Here is an 18,453-nt window from a genome sequence, read left to right on the forward strand (position 1 = left end):
GACGAGCGGAGGAGATGCGGGGAGCGGAGGGCCGAAGTCGTGGCATCCGTCCTCCCTTCGCCGCATTTCCTCCGCTGATCACGCGCTGACCCGGCCCGCGAGACGGGCCGCGGCGACCACCAAGATCACCCGCTTGAGTCGCGCGCGGGCGTTGTGTCACCGCGGCACCCTCCGATAGGTTCGGTGTTGACGTCAACATGTTGACGTCAACATGTCCCATCCCCCAAGGTCGCGACGCTGCGGCCGGAATCGGAATGACGATGAAGTCAGCTCGACTGCTGTCGATGACCTGCGCGGTCGCCCTCGCGACCGGCGGAATCGCCGCAACCAGCGCCGTAACCCCCGCCCCCGCGGTGGCGGCGCCGAACGCGACGGTCCACATCACCCCGAACCCCGCGACGGCGGCGGAACCGTTCGAGGGCTGGGGTACCAGCCTGGTGTGGTTCGCCAACGCCACGGGCAACTACCCGCCCGAGGTGCGGCAGAAGCTCTTCGACGCCGTCTTCGGCGACGACGGGCTGAACCTCAACATCGCCCGCTACAACATCGGCGGCGGCAACGCCTCCGACGTGCCGGCATATCTGCGGCCGGGCGGCGCCGTCCCGGGGTTCTGGAACCCCGACCTCAATGCCTCCGACTCCCAGGGGCCGATCACGTCGAACTACGCCGATCGCGCGCGGTACAAGGCCGCGTGGAATCCCGACGACCCGAACGCCTACGACTTCGACGCCGACTCCGCGCAGCAGTGGTGGATCGACGCGCTGAAGGACAAGGTCACGCACTGGGAGGCCTTCAGCAACTCCCCGCCGTACTTCCTCACGCAGAGCGGCTACGTCTCGGGTGGAATCAACAACGCCACCAGCGAGCAGCTCGCCCCGGCCGACATGGACAAGTTCGCCGGCTACCTCGTGAACGTCGTCGACGAGCTCGAGAAGAAGCACGGGGTGAAATTCGCCACGATCGACCCGTTCAACGAGCCGAATACGAACTACTGGTCGACGCAGATTCCCCAGGGCAAGCAGTGGCCGACGGGCGGACGTCAGGAGGGCGCACACATCGGCCCGCAGGCGCAGGATGCCATGATCAAGGCGCTCGCGGCCCGTCTCGCGCAGCCGGGGACGACGACGGATGCCGTGATCTCGGCGATGGACGAGACGAACCCGAGCCTCTTCGCGACGAACTGGAACACGTGGTCCGCGCAGTCGAAGGGGCTCGTCGACCAGCTGAACGTGCACACCTACGGCACGGACGGACGTCAGGTCGTCCGCGACATCGCGAAGGCCGCGGACAAACCGCTGTGGATGAGCGAGGTCGAGGGCAACTGGACCGACCAGAGCCGCGGGTTCGTGACGAACGACATCGAGAACGGCCTCGGCATGGCCCAGCACATCGTGGGCGACCTGCGCGAGCTGGAGCCGACGGCGTGGGTCTTCTGGCAGCCGGTCGAAGACCTCTACAACATGCAGAAGGTCGAGAAGCTCAACTGGGGCAGTGTCTTCATCGACTTCGACTGCAACGCCGAGGGCAATTCCGCGAGGCGCATCGCCGACGGTGAAGCCGACCCGTCCTGCAAGGTGCTGACCAACGAGAAGTTCAACACCGTGCGCAACTTCACGCACTACATCCACCCGGGCGATCGCCTGATGTCCACCGACAACGCGCAGTCGACGGCGGCCGTGGATGCCGATGGCCAGGGCGCGACCATCGTGCACGTCAACTCCGAGGCGACCGACCGCACGGTCGAGATCGACCTGCGCGACTTCGGCACGATCGCGCCGGGCGCGACGGTGACCCCGATCGTCACGACGCAGTCCACCGCGGATCAGCCCTCGGCCAACGCCCTCCAGGAGGGTGAGAAGGTGGCCGTGAATGTGGCATCCCGAACCGCCACCGTCACGGTTCCCGCGAAGTCGGTCACGACGTTCGTGATCGACGGCGTCTCGGGCGTCTCGGACGACGCCGCGGCGTTCCGCGATGGCGACACCGTGCAGCTGACCGGGCTCCAGAGCGGTCTCGCGCTCGACGGGTCGGGCGCGGGCCTCGCGCTCCAGCGCAGCGCCACCATCACCGACGCGATCCGCGCGCAGTCCTGGACGGTGCGCACCGTCTCGGGCGCCGGCACGAACCGGCACCGGTTCACGCTCCAGAACGGGACGGGGAAGTTCCTCGCGTCCCGCAACGGCGGCACCGCGCTGGTCGACTCCGACCCGGCGACCGCCGCAGCGGATCCGGCGCTGCAGTGGATGGCATCCACGACGGACGGCACGTACCTCTCGGTCCTCAACGTCGCGAGTGAGCGGGTGCTCGACGTCAACGGGCAGAGCACGACGCCCGGGGCCACGGTGGGTCTGTGGACCTCGAACGGAGGCGCGAACCAGCAGTGGCGCCTGTCGAGCTCGCGCATCGTGGGCACCGAGCCGGTGTCGGTCGCCACGGCGGTCGGTGTGGTTCCGACGCTCCCGGCCCAGGCGGTCGTCCGGTACGCCGGTCGCCAGCTGCGTGCGGCCACGGTGACGTGGGAGCTCGACGGTGCGGACTGGTCGCGACCGGGCACGGTGCAGGTGCGCGGAACGGGCACGGACGTCTTCGGCGCCGCGTTCGAGGCGACCGCGACCGTCGAGGTCGGTGCCTTCGCAGTAACGCGTCCCGCCTCGGTCACGGTGCCCGCGGGGAGCGCGCTGTCGCTCGTGCAGAGCCAGGCCGACGCCGACGTGCAGGCCGAACTGACCCCCTCGGGCGGCGGCTACTGGATCCCCGTCGAGTGGACGTGGGACGGGCTGACAGATGCCGCGTTCGCACAGCCCGGCACGGTGACCGTCCCGGGTGTCGCGACCGGCCCCGCCGGGGAACGTCTCGACGCGAAGCTGACGGTCATCGTCACCGCCGCTTCGGAGCGCAACGTCGCCCCCGACAGCCAGCCGTCGGCGACGTTCACCGAGTCGGGCTACCCGGTGAGCAACACGATCAACGGCATCGCGACCGACAAGGGCTGGTCGAACTGGAAGGGCGGCACGAAGAACGAGCAGGACGCCCTCAGCTACGCGCTCGCGCAGCGGGAGACGCTCACGCACGTCGCCGTGCAGTTCTACCGCGACGGCAACAGCCTGAGCTGGCCGGCCACGATGCGCATCGACCACCGGGTGCGCGGAGGGGAGTGGGTCCAGGGCGACCTCGTCCCGGTGCCGGCTCCCTCGAGCGGCGCGCCGCGCGTCGACGTGCCCGTCAGCGGTGCGGCCGACGAGGTGCGGGTCGTGATGAACGCCCGCTCGCAGACGCACATGATCGTGTCGGAGGTCGAGATCTTCGCCGCCTCCGCCTCGCCGGCCGGCATCGCCGACCTCGCGCGGCTCACGGTGGGGGATCAGCCCGTCGCGGGCTTCGACCCGAAGGTGTTCGACTACACGGTCGCATCGACGGGCGCCGCGTGGCCCGAGCTCCACGCGCTGGCGGTCGACGAGGATGCCGCGGTCGAGGTCGCCCAGCCCGGTGACACGGTCGACACGGCCCGTGCGGTCGGCGGCGTCGGCTCCGTCCGCGTGACGGCCCCCGACGGCACCGTGCAGACCTACACGGTCACGGTCGAGCGCAGCGTCGACGTCAGCACCCCGGTCGTCACAGGGGAGTCGCGCGTCGGATCGACCGTGCGGGCGAGCGCCACGACCGACCCGGCCGACGCCGCGCTGACCTACACGTGGCTGCGCGACGGTTCGCCGATCCCGGATGCCACGGCCGACGCCTACGCGCTGGTCGCGGCCGATGAGGGGCGGGAGATCTCGGTCGAGATCACCGCGTCCGCCGACGGCTTCGCGGCCGGGACGGCGCGGTCCGCGGCGATCGTGCCGGCGGCTGCGCCGGTCGACCCGGGCACGGGCGGCGGCGACGGCTCCGGCACGGGCAGCGGCAGCGGCTCGGGCGGCGGCTCGGGCACCGGCTCCTCCGCCGGATCGGGGGCGGTATCCACCGGCTCCGGATCGACGAACGGTTCCCGCGGCGACCTCGCCGCAACCGGTCTGCACGGCGAAGGCATCGCGGTCGGCGCGGCCGGCGCGATCGTGCTGCTGCTCATCGGCGGCGGACTCCTGCTGTGGCGTCGTCGGCGCGGCCAGGGGGACACGCGCGCCTGATCCACGCGGGAACGGGCCGCGCCGGTCGCCTTCGGGCGGTCGGCGCGGCCCGTTCCGTCTGCGGCGCCCGCCGCTCGGCATCCATACCCCTCGCGCACGTCCGTGCAACCCCGCCCTCCGGGCTGCGGCACGCGGAAAGATGGACGTATCCCCAACCCCTCACCGAGGAGACCCATGCACGTCAACGCGTACGCGGCGAAGTCCGCCACCTCCCCGCTCGAACCGACGACGATCGAGCGGCGCGCGGTCGGCCCGGCCGACGTCCTGATCGACATCGCCTACGCCGGCATCTGCCATTCCGACATCCACACCATCCGCGGCGAGTGGGGCCAGGTGCCCTATCCGCTGACCGTGGGCCACGAGATCGTCGGCACGGTCGCCGAGGTCGGCTCCGACGTCACGAAGTACGCCGTCGGCGACCGCGTCGGCGTCGGCTGCATGGTCAATTCGTGTCGCGAGTGCGCCAACTGCCTCGCCGGCGAGGAGCAGTACTGCCTCAACGGCAACGTCGGCACCTACGCCGGCATCGACCGCGACGGCACCGTCACCCAGGGCGGCTACTCGGAGAAGATCGTCGTCGACCAGGACTTCGTGCTGCGGGTGCCCGAGTCGATCCCGTACGAGAAGGCAGCTCCCCTGCTGTGCGCCGGCATCACCACCTACTCGCCGCTGAACCACTGGAACGCCGGCCCCGGCCAGAAGGTCGCGATCGTCGGCCTCGGCGGGCTCGGCCACATGGCCGTCAAGATCGCACACGCCATGGGCGCCGAGGTCACCGTGCTGTCGCAGACGCTCAGCAAGAAGGACGACGGCCTCGCGATGGGCGCCGACCACTACTACGCCACGAGCGACCCCGAGACGTTCGACAAGCTGAAGAACACGTTCGACCTCATCGTCAACACCGTCAGCGCGCCGCTCGACCTCAAGCAGTACCTGGGCACCCTGACGCTCGACGGCACCATGGTCAACGTCGGCGCTCCGCCGGAGCCGCTGCCGATCCAGGTCTTCACGCTGTTCAACAACCGCCGCTCGTTCGCGGGGTCGTCGATCGGTGGCATCCGCGAGACCCAGGAGATGCTCGACTTCTGCGCCGAGAACGGCATCGCGCCCGAGATCGAGCTCATCTCGGCGGAGCAGATCAACGAGGCGTACGAGCGCGTGCTCAAGAGCGACGTGCGTTTCCGCTTCGTGATCGACGCGGCGACCTTCGCCTGATCCCGGATGCCACGGCCCCGACGCTCTCCGGAGCGCCGGGGCCGCGGCATCCCCCGCCCTCCTCGTCGCGATAAACGCGATCGGCGGCAGGAAACGGTGCGTGACGCCGTTTCCTGCCGGGGGAAGCGCTTATTGTGATTGTTCGAGCTCGCTCCGCGCGCGAGAGCGCTACCCCCGCACGCGAAAGCGGCGCCGCCCCTCGCGGAGCGGCGCCGCTGGGGCAGACGCGTTACTCGCCGAGCGCGGCGGAGACGACCGCACGGGCCTCCTCCTGCACCGCGCGCAGGTGCTCCTCGCCGCGGAGCGACTCGGCGTACAGCTTGTAGACGTCCTCGGTGCCGGAGGGGCGGGCGGCGAACCACGCCGATTCCGTCTGCACCTTCATGCCGCCAATCGCGGCACCGTTGCCCGGCGCGTGCGACAGCTTCGCGATGATCGGCTCGCCCGCGAGTTCGGTGGCGGTCACGGCATCCGGCGACAGCTTCGACAGCGCCGACTTCTGCGCGGGCGACGCGGGGGCGTCGACGCGCTGGTAGGCCGAGGCGCCGAATTCGGCCTCGAGCTCGGCGTACCGCTGCGACGGCGTCTTGCCCGTCACCGCGAGGATCTCGGCGGCGAGGAGGCACAGCAGGATGCCGTCCTTGTCGGTGGTCCAGACGGTGCCGTCCTTGCGCAGGAACGACGCGCCGGCCGACTCCTCGCCGCCGAACGCGACGGATCCGTCGAGCAGGCCCGGGACGAACCACTTGAACCCGACCGGCACCTCGAGCAGGGTCTTGCCGAGAGCGGATGCCACGCGGTCGATGATCATCGACGAGACCAGGGTCTTGCCGACCGCGGCATCCGTCGGCCATCCCTCGCGGTGCGAGAAGAGGTAGTCGATCGCGACGGCGAGGTAGTGGTTGGGGTTCATCAGGCCCGCGTCGGGGGTGACGATGCCGTGGCGGTCGGCGTCCGCGTCGTTGCCGGTGAGGATGTCGTAGTCGGCGCGCGCGGCGACGAGCGACGCCATGGCCGACGGCGACGAGGGATCCATACGGATCTTCTCATCCCAGTCGAGCGTCATGAACTTCCAGGTGGGGTCGACCTCGGGGTTCACGACGGTGAGGTCGAGGTCGTACACCTCCGCGATGAGCGCCCAGTACTCGACCGACGCGCCGCCGAGCGGGTCGGCGCCGATACGGACGCCGGCGTTCTTGATCGCGTCGACGTCGATGATGGATGCCAGATCCCGCACGTACGCGTCACGGAAGTCGTACTGGCCCAGGGCGTCGAGGTCGATGTCGGCGTGCGGGGTGCGGTGGACGCCCTCGAGGCCTGCCGCGATGAGCGCGTTGGCGCGGTCGGCGATCCAGCCGGTCGCGTCGGTGTCGGCGGGGCCGCCGTGCGGGGGGTTGTATTTGAAGCCGCCGTCGCGGGGCGGGTTGTGCGACGGCGTGACGACGATGCCGTCCGCGCGGCCCGGGTCGTCGGTGGCGCGGCCGCGGTTGTAGGCGAGGATCGCGTGGCTGAGGGCCGGGGTCGGTACCCAGGAATCGCGAGAGTCGACGCGCACGTCGACGCCGTTCGCGACGAGCACCTCGATGGCGCTGCGCTCGGCCGGCAGCGACAGACCGTGCGTGTCGCGACCGAGGAACAGCGGGCCGGTGATGCCCTGCGCCGCGCGGTAGTCGACGATCGCCTGCGTCGTGGCGAGGATGTGGTCCTCGTTGAAGCTCGTGCTCAGCGAGGATCCCCGGTGCCCGCTCGTGCCGAACGCGACGCGCTGCTCGGGCACGGTGGCATCCGGTTTGCGGTCGTAGTAGGCGGAGATCAGTTCGTCGATGTCGATGAGATCGGATGCCTCGGCGGGCTGTCCTGCGCGACTGCTCATGCCCACAGTCTGCCCGCTGTGGAGCGGTCATGCATGCGCACCGGCACATTCGGGGCGCAGAAGATCCCGCGAATCTCCCCAGAGGTCGACCGATCAGGCCTGCAGGGCCGCGCCGCGCTCGCGCAGCGCCGTGAGCGTCGCGCGCAGCGCGGGGGAATCCGACTGCGAACGCCGGTGCACGGCGACGACGTCGCGGGTCGATGCCGGGTCGATCGTCGGGATCGCAACCAGGTCGGGGCCGAGCGGGGCGCGTCCGAGGCGGGGGACGAGGGCGACCACGGCGCCGGTGCGGGCGAGCTCGAGGTGGTTCTCGAACTCCATGGACTCGTAGATCACGCGCGGGGCATTGCTGACGCCGTCGAACAGCCGTCGGAGCCACTGCCGGCAGATCGTCGTCTCGAAGGTCGCGACCCACGCTTCGTCGGCGAGGTCGCGCGGGTGCAGGACGTCGCGGCCGGCGAGCGGGTGGTCGCGGTGCACGATGATGTCGGCGACGTCGGTGAACAGCGGCGTGACCACGATGTTCTCGGGGATCGCGAGCGCGACTCCGCCCCACTGGTGGGCGATGCCGAGGTCGCGTTGCCCCGAGGCGATGAGCGCGACGGTCTCCCACGGCTCGCTCTCCCGCACGAGCAGTCGCAGGTCGGGGTGGGTGCGGGCGAGGTCGACGAGGAGCGGTGCGAGGAGCCCGCGCACGACGGTCGAGAACGCGGCGATGCGAACCTCGCCGCTGACGGCGCCGTCGCCGGGTGCACTCGCCTGGAGGTCGGCGCGCAGGCGCTCGAGCTCGGCGAGGATCGGCGTCGAGCCGACGACGAGCTGCGTCCCGGCGTCGGTGAGCGTGACCCCGCGGCCGACGCGCTCGAGCAGGGCGACTCCGGTCTCGCGCTCCAGACGCTTGATCTGCTGCGACACCGCCGAGGGCGTGAAGCCCAGGGTCGCGGCCGCGGCGGACACACTGCCCTCCCGGGCGACGGTGCGCAGGGAGCGGACGGCCTCGAGATCGATCATGAAGCGACGCTACCGCTTTTCGTGAAGAAACGTTCGCTGGTGCTTCATCGAGTGAGGCGATGAACTGATGCCGTGAGACGACGCGACATGATCCTGGCCGCCGGGGTGGCGGCCGCCTGGGGCTTCAACTTCCTGGTCATCGACTGGGGGATGCCGGGCATCCCGCCGCTGCTGTTCGTGGCCATCCGCTTCGCCGTCGTGGCGGCGTTCGCGGTGATCGTGCCGCGCCCGGTGGCATCCTGGACCACGATCGTCGGAGTCGGGCTGTTCATGAGCCTCGGCCAGTTCGGCCTGCTGTACACCTCGCTCGCCCTCGGGCTGCAGCCGGGCCTCGCCGCGCTGCTGCTCCAGGCGCAGGCGGTGTTCACCGTCGTGATCGCCGCCGGAGTCTTGCGCGAGCGGCCGACGCTCGGGCAGACCGTGGGCGTCACGATCGGGGTCGTCGGCCTGGCCGCGGTCGCGCTCGGCCGGGGTGGCGATGCCCCGCGCGCTCGCCGTGGTGCTCGCGCTCGCCGCGGCGCTGTCGTGGGCGGTCGGGAACGTCATCTCGCGCCGCGCCGGGGTCGTCGCGGGTCGCGGCAGGCTCGGCGCGCTGTCGCTCACGGTGTGGTCGGCGTTGGTGGTGCCGGTTCCGGCGCTCGCGCTCGCGTTCGTCGTGGAGGGACCGACGGCGATCGCCGCGGGGCTCGCGTCCTTCGGCTGGCCGGCCGCTCTCTCGACGCTGTACACCGCGGGGCTCTGCACGCTCGTCGGCTACGCGATCTTCAACGGTCTGCTCGCCCGCAACCCCTCGGCGGCGGTCGTGCCCTGGGTGCTGCTGGCGCCGGTGGTCGCGATGGTCGCGGCCGCCGCGCTGCTCGGCCAGATCCCCGCCCCCGCGGAGGTGATCGGCGGCGTGCTGCTCGTCGCCGGCGTGCTGGTGACGACGGTCGGAATTCGTGTGCGTCATCTGTCCCCTTCGACTGCGCGGGATGGATAGGGTCTGATCGGGAGGGCTGGTGAAACGCATCGCGCTGGTGGATGACCACGATCTGGTCGGCCTCGCGTTGCGCAACCTGGTCGGGTCCTCCCCGCTGATGACGTTCGCGCGCCACGAGCAGACCGTCCCCGCCATGACGCGGCACGTGCGCGACGCCGACCTGGTGCTGCTCGACCTGAGCCTGCGCGACGGCAGCACCCCGCAGGATAACGTCGAGGCTCTCCGGCGGTGGGGAGCGCACGTGCTCGTGCTCACCTCGGCAGAGAACCCCTACCTCGTCCGTGAGGCGTCCCGCACCGCGGCCCTCGGGATCGCCCGCAAGTCGTTGCCCGGAGACGATCTGCTGGCCGCGATCCTCGAGGCCGCCGAGGGGCACCACGTCCCGACGACCGAGTGGGCGTCGGCGCTCGACTCCGACCCCGGCCTCACCGCCGCGCCCCTGACCGAGCGTGAGCGCGAGGTGCTGTCGCTGTATGCCTCGGGCATGGGGGCCCGCGAGGTCGCGGCGGGCCCTGTGGGTGACCGAGAACACCGTGAACGACCACCTCCGCCGCATCAAGGGCGTCTACCAGCGCCTCGGCCGCCCCGCGGCGAGCAAGGTCGATCTGTACCGTCGCGGCATCGAGGACGGGTTCCTCCCGGTTCCGCGCCGTGACTGAGCCGCGCGTCGAGTCGGCGGTCGAGGCGACCCGCCGTGCGCTCCTGCTCGGCGTCGCGGTGTCGATCCTCGCTTCCGCGACCGTCGCCGTGCTCGTCGTGTCGACGGTCAACGCGGCGACGGCGCCGGCGTGGTGGTCCGCGTGGATGGTCGGCGGATTCGGTGCCCTCACCCTCGCGGGGGGCGTCGCCGCGATCATGGGCGCTGCGGCCGGGCGACGGGTCGCCCGGATCGCGGCGATCGCCTTCGCGGCGGCCGTCGGGGTCTATCCCTTCGCCGCGATCGCCGTGATGGACCCCGGGAGTCCGGGCACGGTTCCCTGGCTGCTCACCGCGGTGTCCGCGCCGTCGCTGGCGATCCTGGTGGCCGGAGGGTGGCGGTGGACGACGGCCTTCCTCTGTCTCTGGACCGTCGTCATCGTGGTTTCTCGCCTCGTCCTGGGCGGCTATTCGCTCACGGGTCTCGCCAACGACACCCAGGCCCTCCTGTCCGCGGTGACCACGTGCGCCGTCGCCGACATCGCGCTGCGCACCGCGGTCCACGTCGATCGGGCGGCTGGGCGGGCGGCGGCCGCAGCGGTGGCCGAGGCGGGCGAGCGCGCGCGCTTGACTGCCCGCTCCCGTGCCGCAGCGTTCGTGCACGACCAGGTGCTGGCGGCGCTGCACGGGGTCGCCGACGCGACGCCCGGGTCTGAGGATGCCGTCCTCCTGCAAGCGACGCGGGCCACGGCGTCCGTGCGCGCCCATCCGCCGTCGCCGGACCTCGTCGCGCGGGTCGCCGCGCTCGCCGAAGAGGCCGGGGCGCTGCTCCACACGGAGCACTCCCCGGAGGCGACGACATGCTCGCCGGAGATCACCGACGCCCTCGTCGCCGCGACCGCCCAGGCCCTCGACAACGCACGCCGGCACGCTCCGGGCTCCGCGGTGAGCGTCCGCATCCGGGTCGAGGCGACCGGGGGACGCATCGAGATCGCCGACGACGGCCCCGGGTTCGCCCCCGAGAGTGTGCGGACGAACCGCCTCGGGCTCGCCATGACGGTGCTCGGCGTGCCGGCGGAGATCCCCGGGATGCGGGCCGAGGTCGACAGCGCCCCCGGTGCGGGCACGCGGGTGCGGCTTCAGTGGACCATCGACGAGTCGCCGGTGTCCCCTCCTCCGGCGCCGCCCGACGCGTGGACCGTCCGGAATCGCGAACGGCTCGTGGGATCCATCTTCGTCGTCACGCAGACGGCCGTGGGGCTTGCCGCGGCCGTCCAAGCCGGGATCACGGGGACCGGGATCGTGTCTCTCGTGATGCTCGCGCTCCTTCTTCTCCTCACCGCGATGGTGGCGCGCGCTCGCGAGGGCGTCTCTCGTCTCAGCGCGCTGGCGCTCGTCATGTTCCTGAGCGGCTGCGTCGCGCTCGGGATCTCCGCTCTCCCGGCGCCGATCAGCTACGGATCGGCCTGGTTCGTCACCGCTTCGGCATTCGTGGCGGTCGCCCTCGCTCTCCGAGATCGCGGTGGGGTCGCGCTCATCGGCGGGGGCATTCTCCTGGCGCTCCTGGTGGTCGACGCCATCACGCGCAGCGCGGATCTGCAGCAGATGCTGGGGATCGGCACCCGCGTGACCACCATGGTGGGACTCAGCGTCGTGTTCGTCGCGGTGCTTCGGCGGCTGCGCGGTTCGGCAGCCGCGCAGGCCGAGTCGCGCGTCGAATCGGCCCGCCGTGCCGCTTGGGATGCCGCGGCCCACGCCGAGCTGGTGGCGCATCTGACGGAGGTCGACGAGTACGCCCGTCCCCTGCTGGAACGCGTCGTCCGCGCCGGTGCCATCACGGACGAGGACCGGCGACAGGCGCGTGCGGTCGAGGGGCGCCTCCGCGACGGCTACCGCGCCGGCCGGTTGCACGGACACGGGATCGCGGATGCCGCGATGCAGGCGCGTCTGCGCGGCGTCGACGTCGTTCTGCTCGATGACGGGGGCTCGACGGGCCGTGCGGAGACGTGGGTGCCGGAGTTCGCCGCCCTCGTCCGTGACCGGCTGGGGGCGGCGGAGCACCGGGTGGTCGTCCGGGTGCTCCCGCCCGGACGCCTCGCCCTCGCCCACGTGGTCGCCGACGGGCGCCTGACGATCTACCCCGCGGCCGGGGGGCCGGGCACCCCCGCCGCGCGGCCCGCCGCGCCTGCGGCGTTCCCGCCGGCGCCCTCCCCGGAGGCACCGGCGTCGACCGTGCCCTCGATCGGCGTCCACGGCGAGTAGTCGCGGTCGAGGATCGAGCGGGCCGGGTTCTGCCCCCGTGACCACCACTTGGCCTCGTACCCGGTGCCATCGACCATCACTCGGTCGCCTTGGTTGTAGAGGGTCGTGGCATCCCATTCCGGGTACGTGTTCGCGGGGAGCTGCGGCAGGCGGAAGGGCTGATCGGATGCCAGGACCGGACCGATGTAACTCCAGGCGGCGGCGCCGGTGTCGAGCGTCGGGTCGTCGGGCGCGTTGCCGCCCTGGTTCCACCATTTCGCCACGTAGACGGAGCCGTGCCAGACGACTTTCACGCCGGCCGAGTAGAACGTCGTGGAGTTCCAGATCGGGTAGGGGCTGGTCTTCGGATCGTCCTCGATGATCGGTGGGTCGGGCTCGACGGTCGCGTGTGCGACGCGCCCGAGATACCCGTTCGACAGCACGCCCGCGAACGTCTCGTCGCCCTGGTCCACGCCGCTGCACTGCGTCGAGACCGTCCCGGTGAAGGGGTAGTTCGGCCCGCAGGTGTGATCTCGGTTGATCGACCACATCGACAGTCGGGCGAGCCCGCGATCGCTCGCGAACTCGGTGAACGCTCGCGCGTCGTCGAGGGTGAAGATCTCCGTGGTGACGTCGTTGAGCCCGATCATCGGGGTCGCGCCCATCAGCTCCCACACGCCGCCGGGCGGCAGATCCAGGCCGGCGTCGTCCCACAGGGTGCTGAGCTGTGAGGCCGTGGCATCCAGCGCACGCTTCGAGACGTCGACGAGATTCTTCGGATCCTGGATGCCGTAGTTCATCGTCATGGCGTTGACCCCGGCCAGCTTCACCCCGGCGCTCAGCATGCCGGCGATGAGGTCGCGACCGTCGGCGGTGAGGCCGTCGGGCGCGACGGGGAGCGTGAGCCACACGGTGAGGGGGTGGTCCGCGGGTCGGGCGCCCTGCAGTCGCGCGATGGCGTTGGCGCGACGTCCCCACGACGTCCGGTCGGCGAGGGTCTTGCCCTCGATGTCGAGGTCGATCGAGTCGACTCCGTACCGATCGATGACCGCGCCGTAGGCCTTCGCGGCCTCCACCGAGGTCGTGCACGCGACGGCCAGATCGGTGTTGATCGCGCCCCCGAAGGAGATCATCACGGGATGTCCCTCCCGGCGCATCCGTTCGATTCGACGATCCAGGTCGAAGCTGGTGGCGGCATCGTCCAGGGTGTACGTCTTCCCCCAGGTCGGAGTGCAATCGGCGTCGCCCGCGGCGACCACGAAAGCGAGGACCGCACCGCCCGGCGCCGCGGTCATCTCGTCACCGGCGAGTGCGACGCCCTGGTCGAGCGTCACGTCGTAGTAGCCGGCGAACCACCGCTGGTCCACGGGCGTCCCGGTCGGGAGGAAGGAGATCGGGGGAGCGACGGCGGCGACGCCCGCCACGAGGAGAGCGAGTCCTCCGAGGACACTCGCGCCGAGCCGGAGCCAGGACACCCGTCGGCCGCGGAACCTCCGCGGACGCCGGGCGTTCATGCGCGCACCGGTTCGATCAGGCCGTCGTCGAGGACGCGACGCCACGCCGGAACGGTCGTGTCGGCCGCGTGGGCCGCGCGTCGCTCGGTCGGCACCCAGATCCACTCCAGCCACCCGTTCCACAGGTCCGCCGCCGCGGCTCCGACTCCGATGAGGCGGACCAGGGCGGCGGCCACGCAGACGGCGGTGAAGATCGCGAAGGCCGCCGCGATCCAGGACCCGCCCTGGATCGAGCGGACGGCGACGACCACCGCACCACCGGCGATGATGAGCGGTGCGACGATGAGCAGGGCCCCGGCCGGAGTTCGCTCGCCCTGTTTCGGTGTGCGCGCGAACGCGACGCGCTGTCCCGTGAACGCCTGGGCGATCGAGCCGAGCGTGCCGGCGATGTTCACGGCGACGAGGAGCAGGTTCAGGCCGTACACGCCGAAGATGTCGCGCCGCCGGTAGCCGAGGACGCGCAGGTCGTGCGCCATCTCCACGAAGTACGGCAGCGCCATGAGCATCAACGTGACGCTGACCAGCTCGCCGTTGAGCGGGACGACGGTCAGCAGGATGATCAGCGCGGCGGTCACCCACGCGATCGAGCCGAGGTAGTTCGCCCGCAACAGGATCTCGGACAGGCGCATCGGATGCCCCGCTGCGCGCCGGGCGACGGCGGTGCGCCAGAGCCCGGCCAGCACGAGCAGCCCGCCGTTCGCCCAGCGCCGTCGCTGGACTGCCAGGGTGCCGAAGTCGGGCGGGGTGGAGCTGTAGCTCAACCGCTCGGGGTAGTTCACCAGGGACCATCCGTCGGCGATGACGTCGATGCTGGACTCGGTGTCCTCGATGACCGTGCGCCCCCGGATGAAGCGGACGATGTCGTGTCCGTCCACGGTCTCCACCGTGCGGAGGTCCTCGAGCAGAGCCCAGCGGATGACGGCGTTCGCCCCCACCCAGAACGTGGCGTCGAAGGCGGTCAGGCCCTGGTGCACGATGTGCTGGACGTCGGTCGTCGCCCCGGCGAGGCGCTCGAGGTGGCTGCGTCGGCCGCGATACGCGGAGTACGGGGTCTGGATGATCCCCACGCGCTCATTGCTCGGCTGCTGCAGCGCGTAGACCAGACGAGCGGCGTACTCGGGCAGGAGCATCGAGTCGGCGTCGAGGGTGATGACGACGTCGCACGCCGGGATGTCCACCACGTGCGGCACGCCGTCGAGGTCGTGCAGCTCGTGGGCGCCGCCGACGAGGGCCAGATAGGCGTTGAGGTTGGCCGCCTTCGTGGGCTCGTGCGACGGTTCGCGGAAGCGCTTGCGCTCGAACACGGCGACGTCGGCACTGAAGATGCGGACGAGCCGGTGCGCCAGCGAGCGCACCCGGGCGGGGGACAACCCCTGCTCTCCGTCGTCCTCCGCCTCGTCGAGCGCGGACGCCACCGCGCCGAGCTCGTCGGCGAGGGCTTCCAGGACACTCTCGGCGAAGAACTCCTCGACGTGGCCGGTGCGAGGCTCGACATCGGCCCGGCTGCGGAGCCACCAGGCGGCCATGTGGTAGGCCGCGGCGACGGCGCTGCGGGCGTCGGCCACGGAGTCCGTCTCGGTCCGGTCGAACGCCTCGCGCGCGAGTTCCAGGGGTCCCGACAGCTCCAGGCGGATCTCGTCGATGATCGCGCGCGTGCGGGCCAGCCGATCGACGATCTCGGGGTCGTCGGTCGGCGGGTCGTCGAGGAGGAGCACCACTCGGAGGTCGGGAACCTCCTGCAGGGCGACCGACCACAGCGCCATCCGGACGTAGGCGGGATCCTCGCCGTAGGAGGGCAGGAGCGTGAGCACGCTCAGATCGTCTCGGTCGAAGCGCTCGTCGATGTCGGCCCGCCGCGCGCGACGGTGCGCGGCCAGCCGAGGCAACGCGCCGACGCGAGCGAGCAAGTACATGCTCGAGGAGAACGTCAGCGCCGCCACCGAGACGAGGAAGACCACGGTGCCGATCAAGTACCCGACGTTCGTGAGCACGTCGCCGCGCGACAGCGTGACGACGACCGTCGCCATGTACAGCAGCCAGAGTCCGACGGTGGCCAGGAGGGCCACGCGTGAGCGGACGATGGTTGCGGGCGACGGTCGGGGGTGCAGAGCACCCGGGGTGGGGTCGAGCGGGCCTCGGGGACGAGGTCGACGCGGCGTTTTCGGGCGTGCGCGTTCCATCGGATCGGGCTCCTTGCTCGCGCGGTGCTGAAGCGCGCGGCGGCGGGTGTGCCCGTCTCGGGCAGACGGGCACGGTTCATCGTGTCAACACCACCGCAACCGGAGGGCCCGCGGCGACCCCCTATTCCGGTGGTTCTGTTCACCCCGAGATTCGTCCCGGTGCAGCCCTCGTGTGGCCCGCTCGAACGAGAGGACTAGGCTGAGCCGGTGCTGCCCGACACCGACACCGCGTCCGTTCGCCGTACCTACAGCTATCTGGGCCCGGCCGGGACATTCACCGAGGCCGCGCTGGCGCAGGTGCCCGAAGCGCGCGACCAGATCTGGCGCCCCGTGCGCAACGTCGGGGAGGCGCTCGCCGACGTCGTCGAGGGGCGATCGGATGCCGCGATGATCGCGATCGAGAACTCCGTCGACGGGGGAGTGTCCACCACGCAGGACGCGCTCGCGACGGTGCCCGGCCTCCGCATCATCGGCGAGTACCTCGTCCCCGTGAACTTCGTCCTCGTGGGTCGACCGGGAACCACCCTCGAGGACGTCTCGCTCGTGTCCGCGCACCCCGTCGCGTACGGCCAGTGCCTGCGGTGGCTGCGCGAGCACATCCCCGCGCACGCCCACCTCCCGGCCTCCAGCAACGTCGCCAGCGCCCTCGGGGTCCTGGACGGATCGAGCGGGGCGGATGCCGCGATCGCGGCGCCCGGCATCGTCGACCATCACACGGTCGAGGTGCTCGCCGAGGGGATCGGCGACAACCCCAACGCGGTGACGCGCTTCGTCCTCGTCAGCCGCACCGTCGCGCCCGCGCCGCCGACCGGCGCCGACAAGACGTCGCTCATCGTCGAGCTGCCCGAGGACCACCCGGGCGCGCTGCTGGAGCTGCTCGAGCAGTTCGCCACGCGGGGCATCAACCTCAGCCTCCTGGCATCCCGTCCGATCGGCGACGCCCTCGGGCGCTACCGCTTCGTGATCGACGCCGACGGACACGTGCACGACGAGCGCATGGCCGACGCCCTGCTGGGCCTGCGCCGTTTCAGCCCCAAGGTGATCTTCCTGGGGTCGTACGCGCGCGCCGACCGCGCGATCGTGCGCTACCCGCAGCGCTACTCCGACGACGTGTTCGTCGAGGCTCGCGACTGGCTCCGCGGCCTGCTGAGCGGCGAGCCCGAGGCGTAACCCGGCGTCAGGCGGCGACGGACGCCGCGACCCCCGCGACGAGCTCGAGCGTCTGCGCGCGGCCGCCCGCGGCGTCCAGCGCTTCGCCGTCGTACGCGCCGGCGACGGGCGAGAGCATGATCTCGTCGACGTCGTAGCGCGCCGCGAACTCCGTGAGCTGAGCGCGCACGTCGTCTCCGGTGCCGACGAACCACTTCTGGCGACTGGATGCCATGATCGACTCCGCCATCGCGTCGAACGGGTCGGCCTTCGCCTGCTCGACCGTTTCGAGGGGCACGAGCGGACGGTTGGTCCGCAGGCGCGCCATCATCCGCAGCTGCGGCAGGGCGCGCTCCTCCGCTTCCTCGGCGGTCGGAGCGGCGACGACGTTGGCCGTGACGAACGTGCGCGGACCGTCACCGGACTGGTTCGGCTGGAACTGGTCGCGGTACAGGCGCAGCGCGTGCTCGAGACCCTCGCCCGCGAAGTGGTTCGCGAAGACGTAGGGGAGCCCGTAGGACGCGGCGAGTTGCGCCGAGTAGTCGCTCGAGCCGAGCAGCCACACCTGCGGCATCCCGGATGCCACCGGCGTCGCCTTCACCTGGTATTCGGTGCCGGAGGTGAAACGGACGGTGGCACCATCGGGCGAAGTGAGCGCGAGGATGTCGGTCACGTGGTCGGGGAACCGCGAGACGTCGCTCGTCGCACCCGAGCGGTGCAGGAGTTGCGTGATCACCGGGTCGCTGCCGGGCGCGCGCCCGATCCCCAGGTCGATACGGCCCGGGGCGAGGGCCTCGAGGGCCGCGAACTGCTCGGCCACGATGAGCGGTGAATGGTTGGGGAGCATCACACCGCCCGAGCCGACGCGGATGCGCGCGGTGCGCGCGGCGGCGGCAGCGATCAGGACCGGCGGGGTCGTCGACGCGACCGCGGGCATGTTGTGGTGCTCCGCGAACCAGTACCGGCGGTAGCCGAGACGGTCGGCGCGCTCGACGAGATCGAGCGACGCGGCGACGGCCTGCGCGCTGCTTTGACCTGCGCGCACGGGGACGAGGTCGAGAACGGAGAGGGAGGGGATCGCGTCGTTCACCTCGAGGACAACGTCGGCCGGGGACGCAGTATTCCGCATCGCGCGGGAACCGCAACCCCCTGCGCCCCCTCGCGGACGCCGACCTAATCTCGCCCGCATGAACGGGGGCAAGACCATGTTCCGCACGCAGTTGGCCGTCAACGACGCCGTCTTCGCCCTGGCGCAGGGGCAGGACATCGAGGCGCTGAAGGCGAGGATCGAGGGCGCGGTCGAGCGCGGCGGCCGGTTCGAGTCGTTCGTGGTCGTGGGCGACAGGGAGGTGAGCGTGCTCTTCTCTCCACACACGTCCGTGGCCTTCTCCGTCGAGACGGTCGCGTTCGACGAGCGGGACGACGGCGACGCCAACGTCCCGTACGGCGGCTCCTTCGACGAGTGACGCCGCCCATCTCGGACGCTCAGGGTTCTCTCAGCCGTTACCTCGTGACGAATCCCGGCCCGAGC

General features: G+C 71.3%; 11 protein-coding genes and 2 pseudogenes. 8 read left to right on the plus strand and 5 right to left on the minus strand.

Translation table 11 applies throughout. The features are described 5' to 3' along the window. The first annotated feature begins 260 nt into the window (after window positions 1–260). Window positions 261–4,124: an RICIN domain-containing protein gene (locus tag RKD05_RS08680; protein ID WP_424709412.1), complete on the plus strand. Its 3,864-nt coding sequence runs from the start codon at window positions 261–263 to the stop codon at window positions 4,122–4,124. A gap of 174 nt (window positions 4,125–4,298) precedes the next feature. Continuing rightward, complete coding sequence (locus RKD05_RS08685) at window positions 4,299–5,339, plus strand: NAD(P)-dependent alcohol dehydrogenase (RefSeq protein ID WP_424709414.1); 1,041 nt, start codon at window positions 4,299–4,301, stop codon at window positions 5,337–5,339. Window positions 5,340–5,568: 229 nt separating this feature from the next. Here the strand turns inward: RKD05_RS08685 and pgm are convergent, their stop codons facing one another. After that, entirely contained in the window at window positions 5,569–7,212 is a 1,644-nt protein-coding gene (pgm, locus tag RKD05_RS08690; RefSeq protein WP_424709415.1) for a phosphoglucomutase (alpha-D-glucose-1,6-bisphosphate-dependent), read from the minus strand. Between the two features lie 93 nt (window positions 7,213–7,305). After that, window positions 7,306–8,223 (minus strand): LysR family transcriptional regulator, encoded by a 918-nt coding sequence (locus tag RKD05_RS08695; protein ID WP_424709417.1) that lies wholly within the window; start codon window positions 8,221–8,223, stop codon window positions 7,306–7,308. A gap of 87 nt (window positions 8,224–8,310) precedes the next feature. Between RKD05_RS08695 and RKD05_RS08700 the strand changes: the two are divergent. From RKD05_RS08700 to RKD05_RS08715, 4 genes and pseudogenes are all read left to right on the plus strand, one after another. Beyond that, a pseudogene (locus RKD05_RS08700) lies at window positions 8,311–8,622 on the plus strand (EamA family transporter); the annotation flags it as partial. Window positions 8,623–8,701: 79 nt separating this feature from the next. Continuing rightward, window positions 8,702–9,202, plus strand: coding sequence for an EamA family transporter (locus tag RKD05_RS08705; protein WP_424709419.1), 501 nt, complete (start codon window positions 8,702–8,704; stop codon window positions 9,200–9,202). 37 nt (window positions 9,203–9,239) lie between these two features. Next, a complete protein-coding gene (locus RKD05_RS08710) occupies window positions 9,240–9,857 on the plus strand; it encodes a DNA-binding response regulator (protein ID WP_424709421.1) in 618 nt (205 codons plus the stop codon). 293 nt (window positions 9,858–10,150) lie between these two features. Then, window positions 10,151–10,972, plus strand: a pseudogene (locus tag RKD05_RS08715) (ATP-binding protein); the annotation flags it as partial. A 1,001-nt stretch (window positions 10,973–11,973) separates the two neighbouring features. Here the strand turns inward: RKD05_RS08715 and RKD05_RS08720 are convergent. Continuing rightward, a complete protein-coding gene (locus tag RKD05_RS08720; RefSeq protein ID WP_424709423.1) occupies window positions 11,974–13,593 on the minus strand; it encodes a chitinase in 1,620 nt (539 codons plus the stop codon). Further along, window positions 13,590–15,659 carry a glycosyltransferase family 2 protein gene (locus RKD05_RS08725; protein ID WP_424709424.1) on the minus strand — a complete coding sequence of 690 codons (2,070 nt, stop codon included), beginning with the start codon at window positions 15,657–15,659 and terminating at the stop codon, window positions 13,590–13,592. The genes RKD05_RS08720 and RKD05_RS08725 overlap by 4 nt, the downstream gene beginning before the upstream one ends. Window positions 15,660–15,980: 321 nt before the next feature. On the opposite strand from RKD05_RS08725, the gene pheA reads away from it, so the two are divergent. Beyond that, a complete protein-coding gene (gene pheA / locus RKD05_RS08730) occupies window positions 15,981–16,943 on the plus strand; it encodes a prephenate dehydratase (RefSeq protein ID WP_424709426.1) in 963 nt (320 codons plus the stop codon). Between the two features lie 7 nt (window positions 16,944–16,950). Here pheA and RKD05_RS08735 read toward each other — a convergent pair whose 3' ends face one another. Beyond that, the gene (locus RKD05_RS08735; RefSeq protein ID WP_424709427.1) at window positions 16,951–18,051 is read right to left on the minus strand and encodes an LLM class flavin-dependent oxidoreductase; all 1,101 of its coding nucleotides are present in this window, start codon (window positions 18,049–18,051) and stop codon (window positions 16,951–16,953) included. 58 nt (window positions 18,052–18,109) lie between these two features. Here RKD05_RS08735 and RKD05_RS08740 point away from each other — a divergent pair, with 58 nt between their 5' ends. Beyond that, on the plus strand, window positions 18,110–18,388 hold the full coding sequence (locus RKD05_RS08740) for a hypothetical protein (RefSeq protein WP_424709429.1): 279 nt from the start codon (window positions 18,110–18,112) through the stop codon (window positions 18,386–18,388). The last annotated feature ends 65 nt before the right edge of the window (window positions 18,389–18,453 follow it).

The sequence above is a fragment of the Microbacterium sp. SLBN-111 genome (genome assembly GCF_049739645.1).
In the GTDB taxonomy this organism is placed as follows: domain Bacteria; phylum Actinomycetota; class Actinomycetes; order Actinomycetales; family Microbacteriaceae; genus Microbacterium.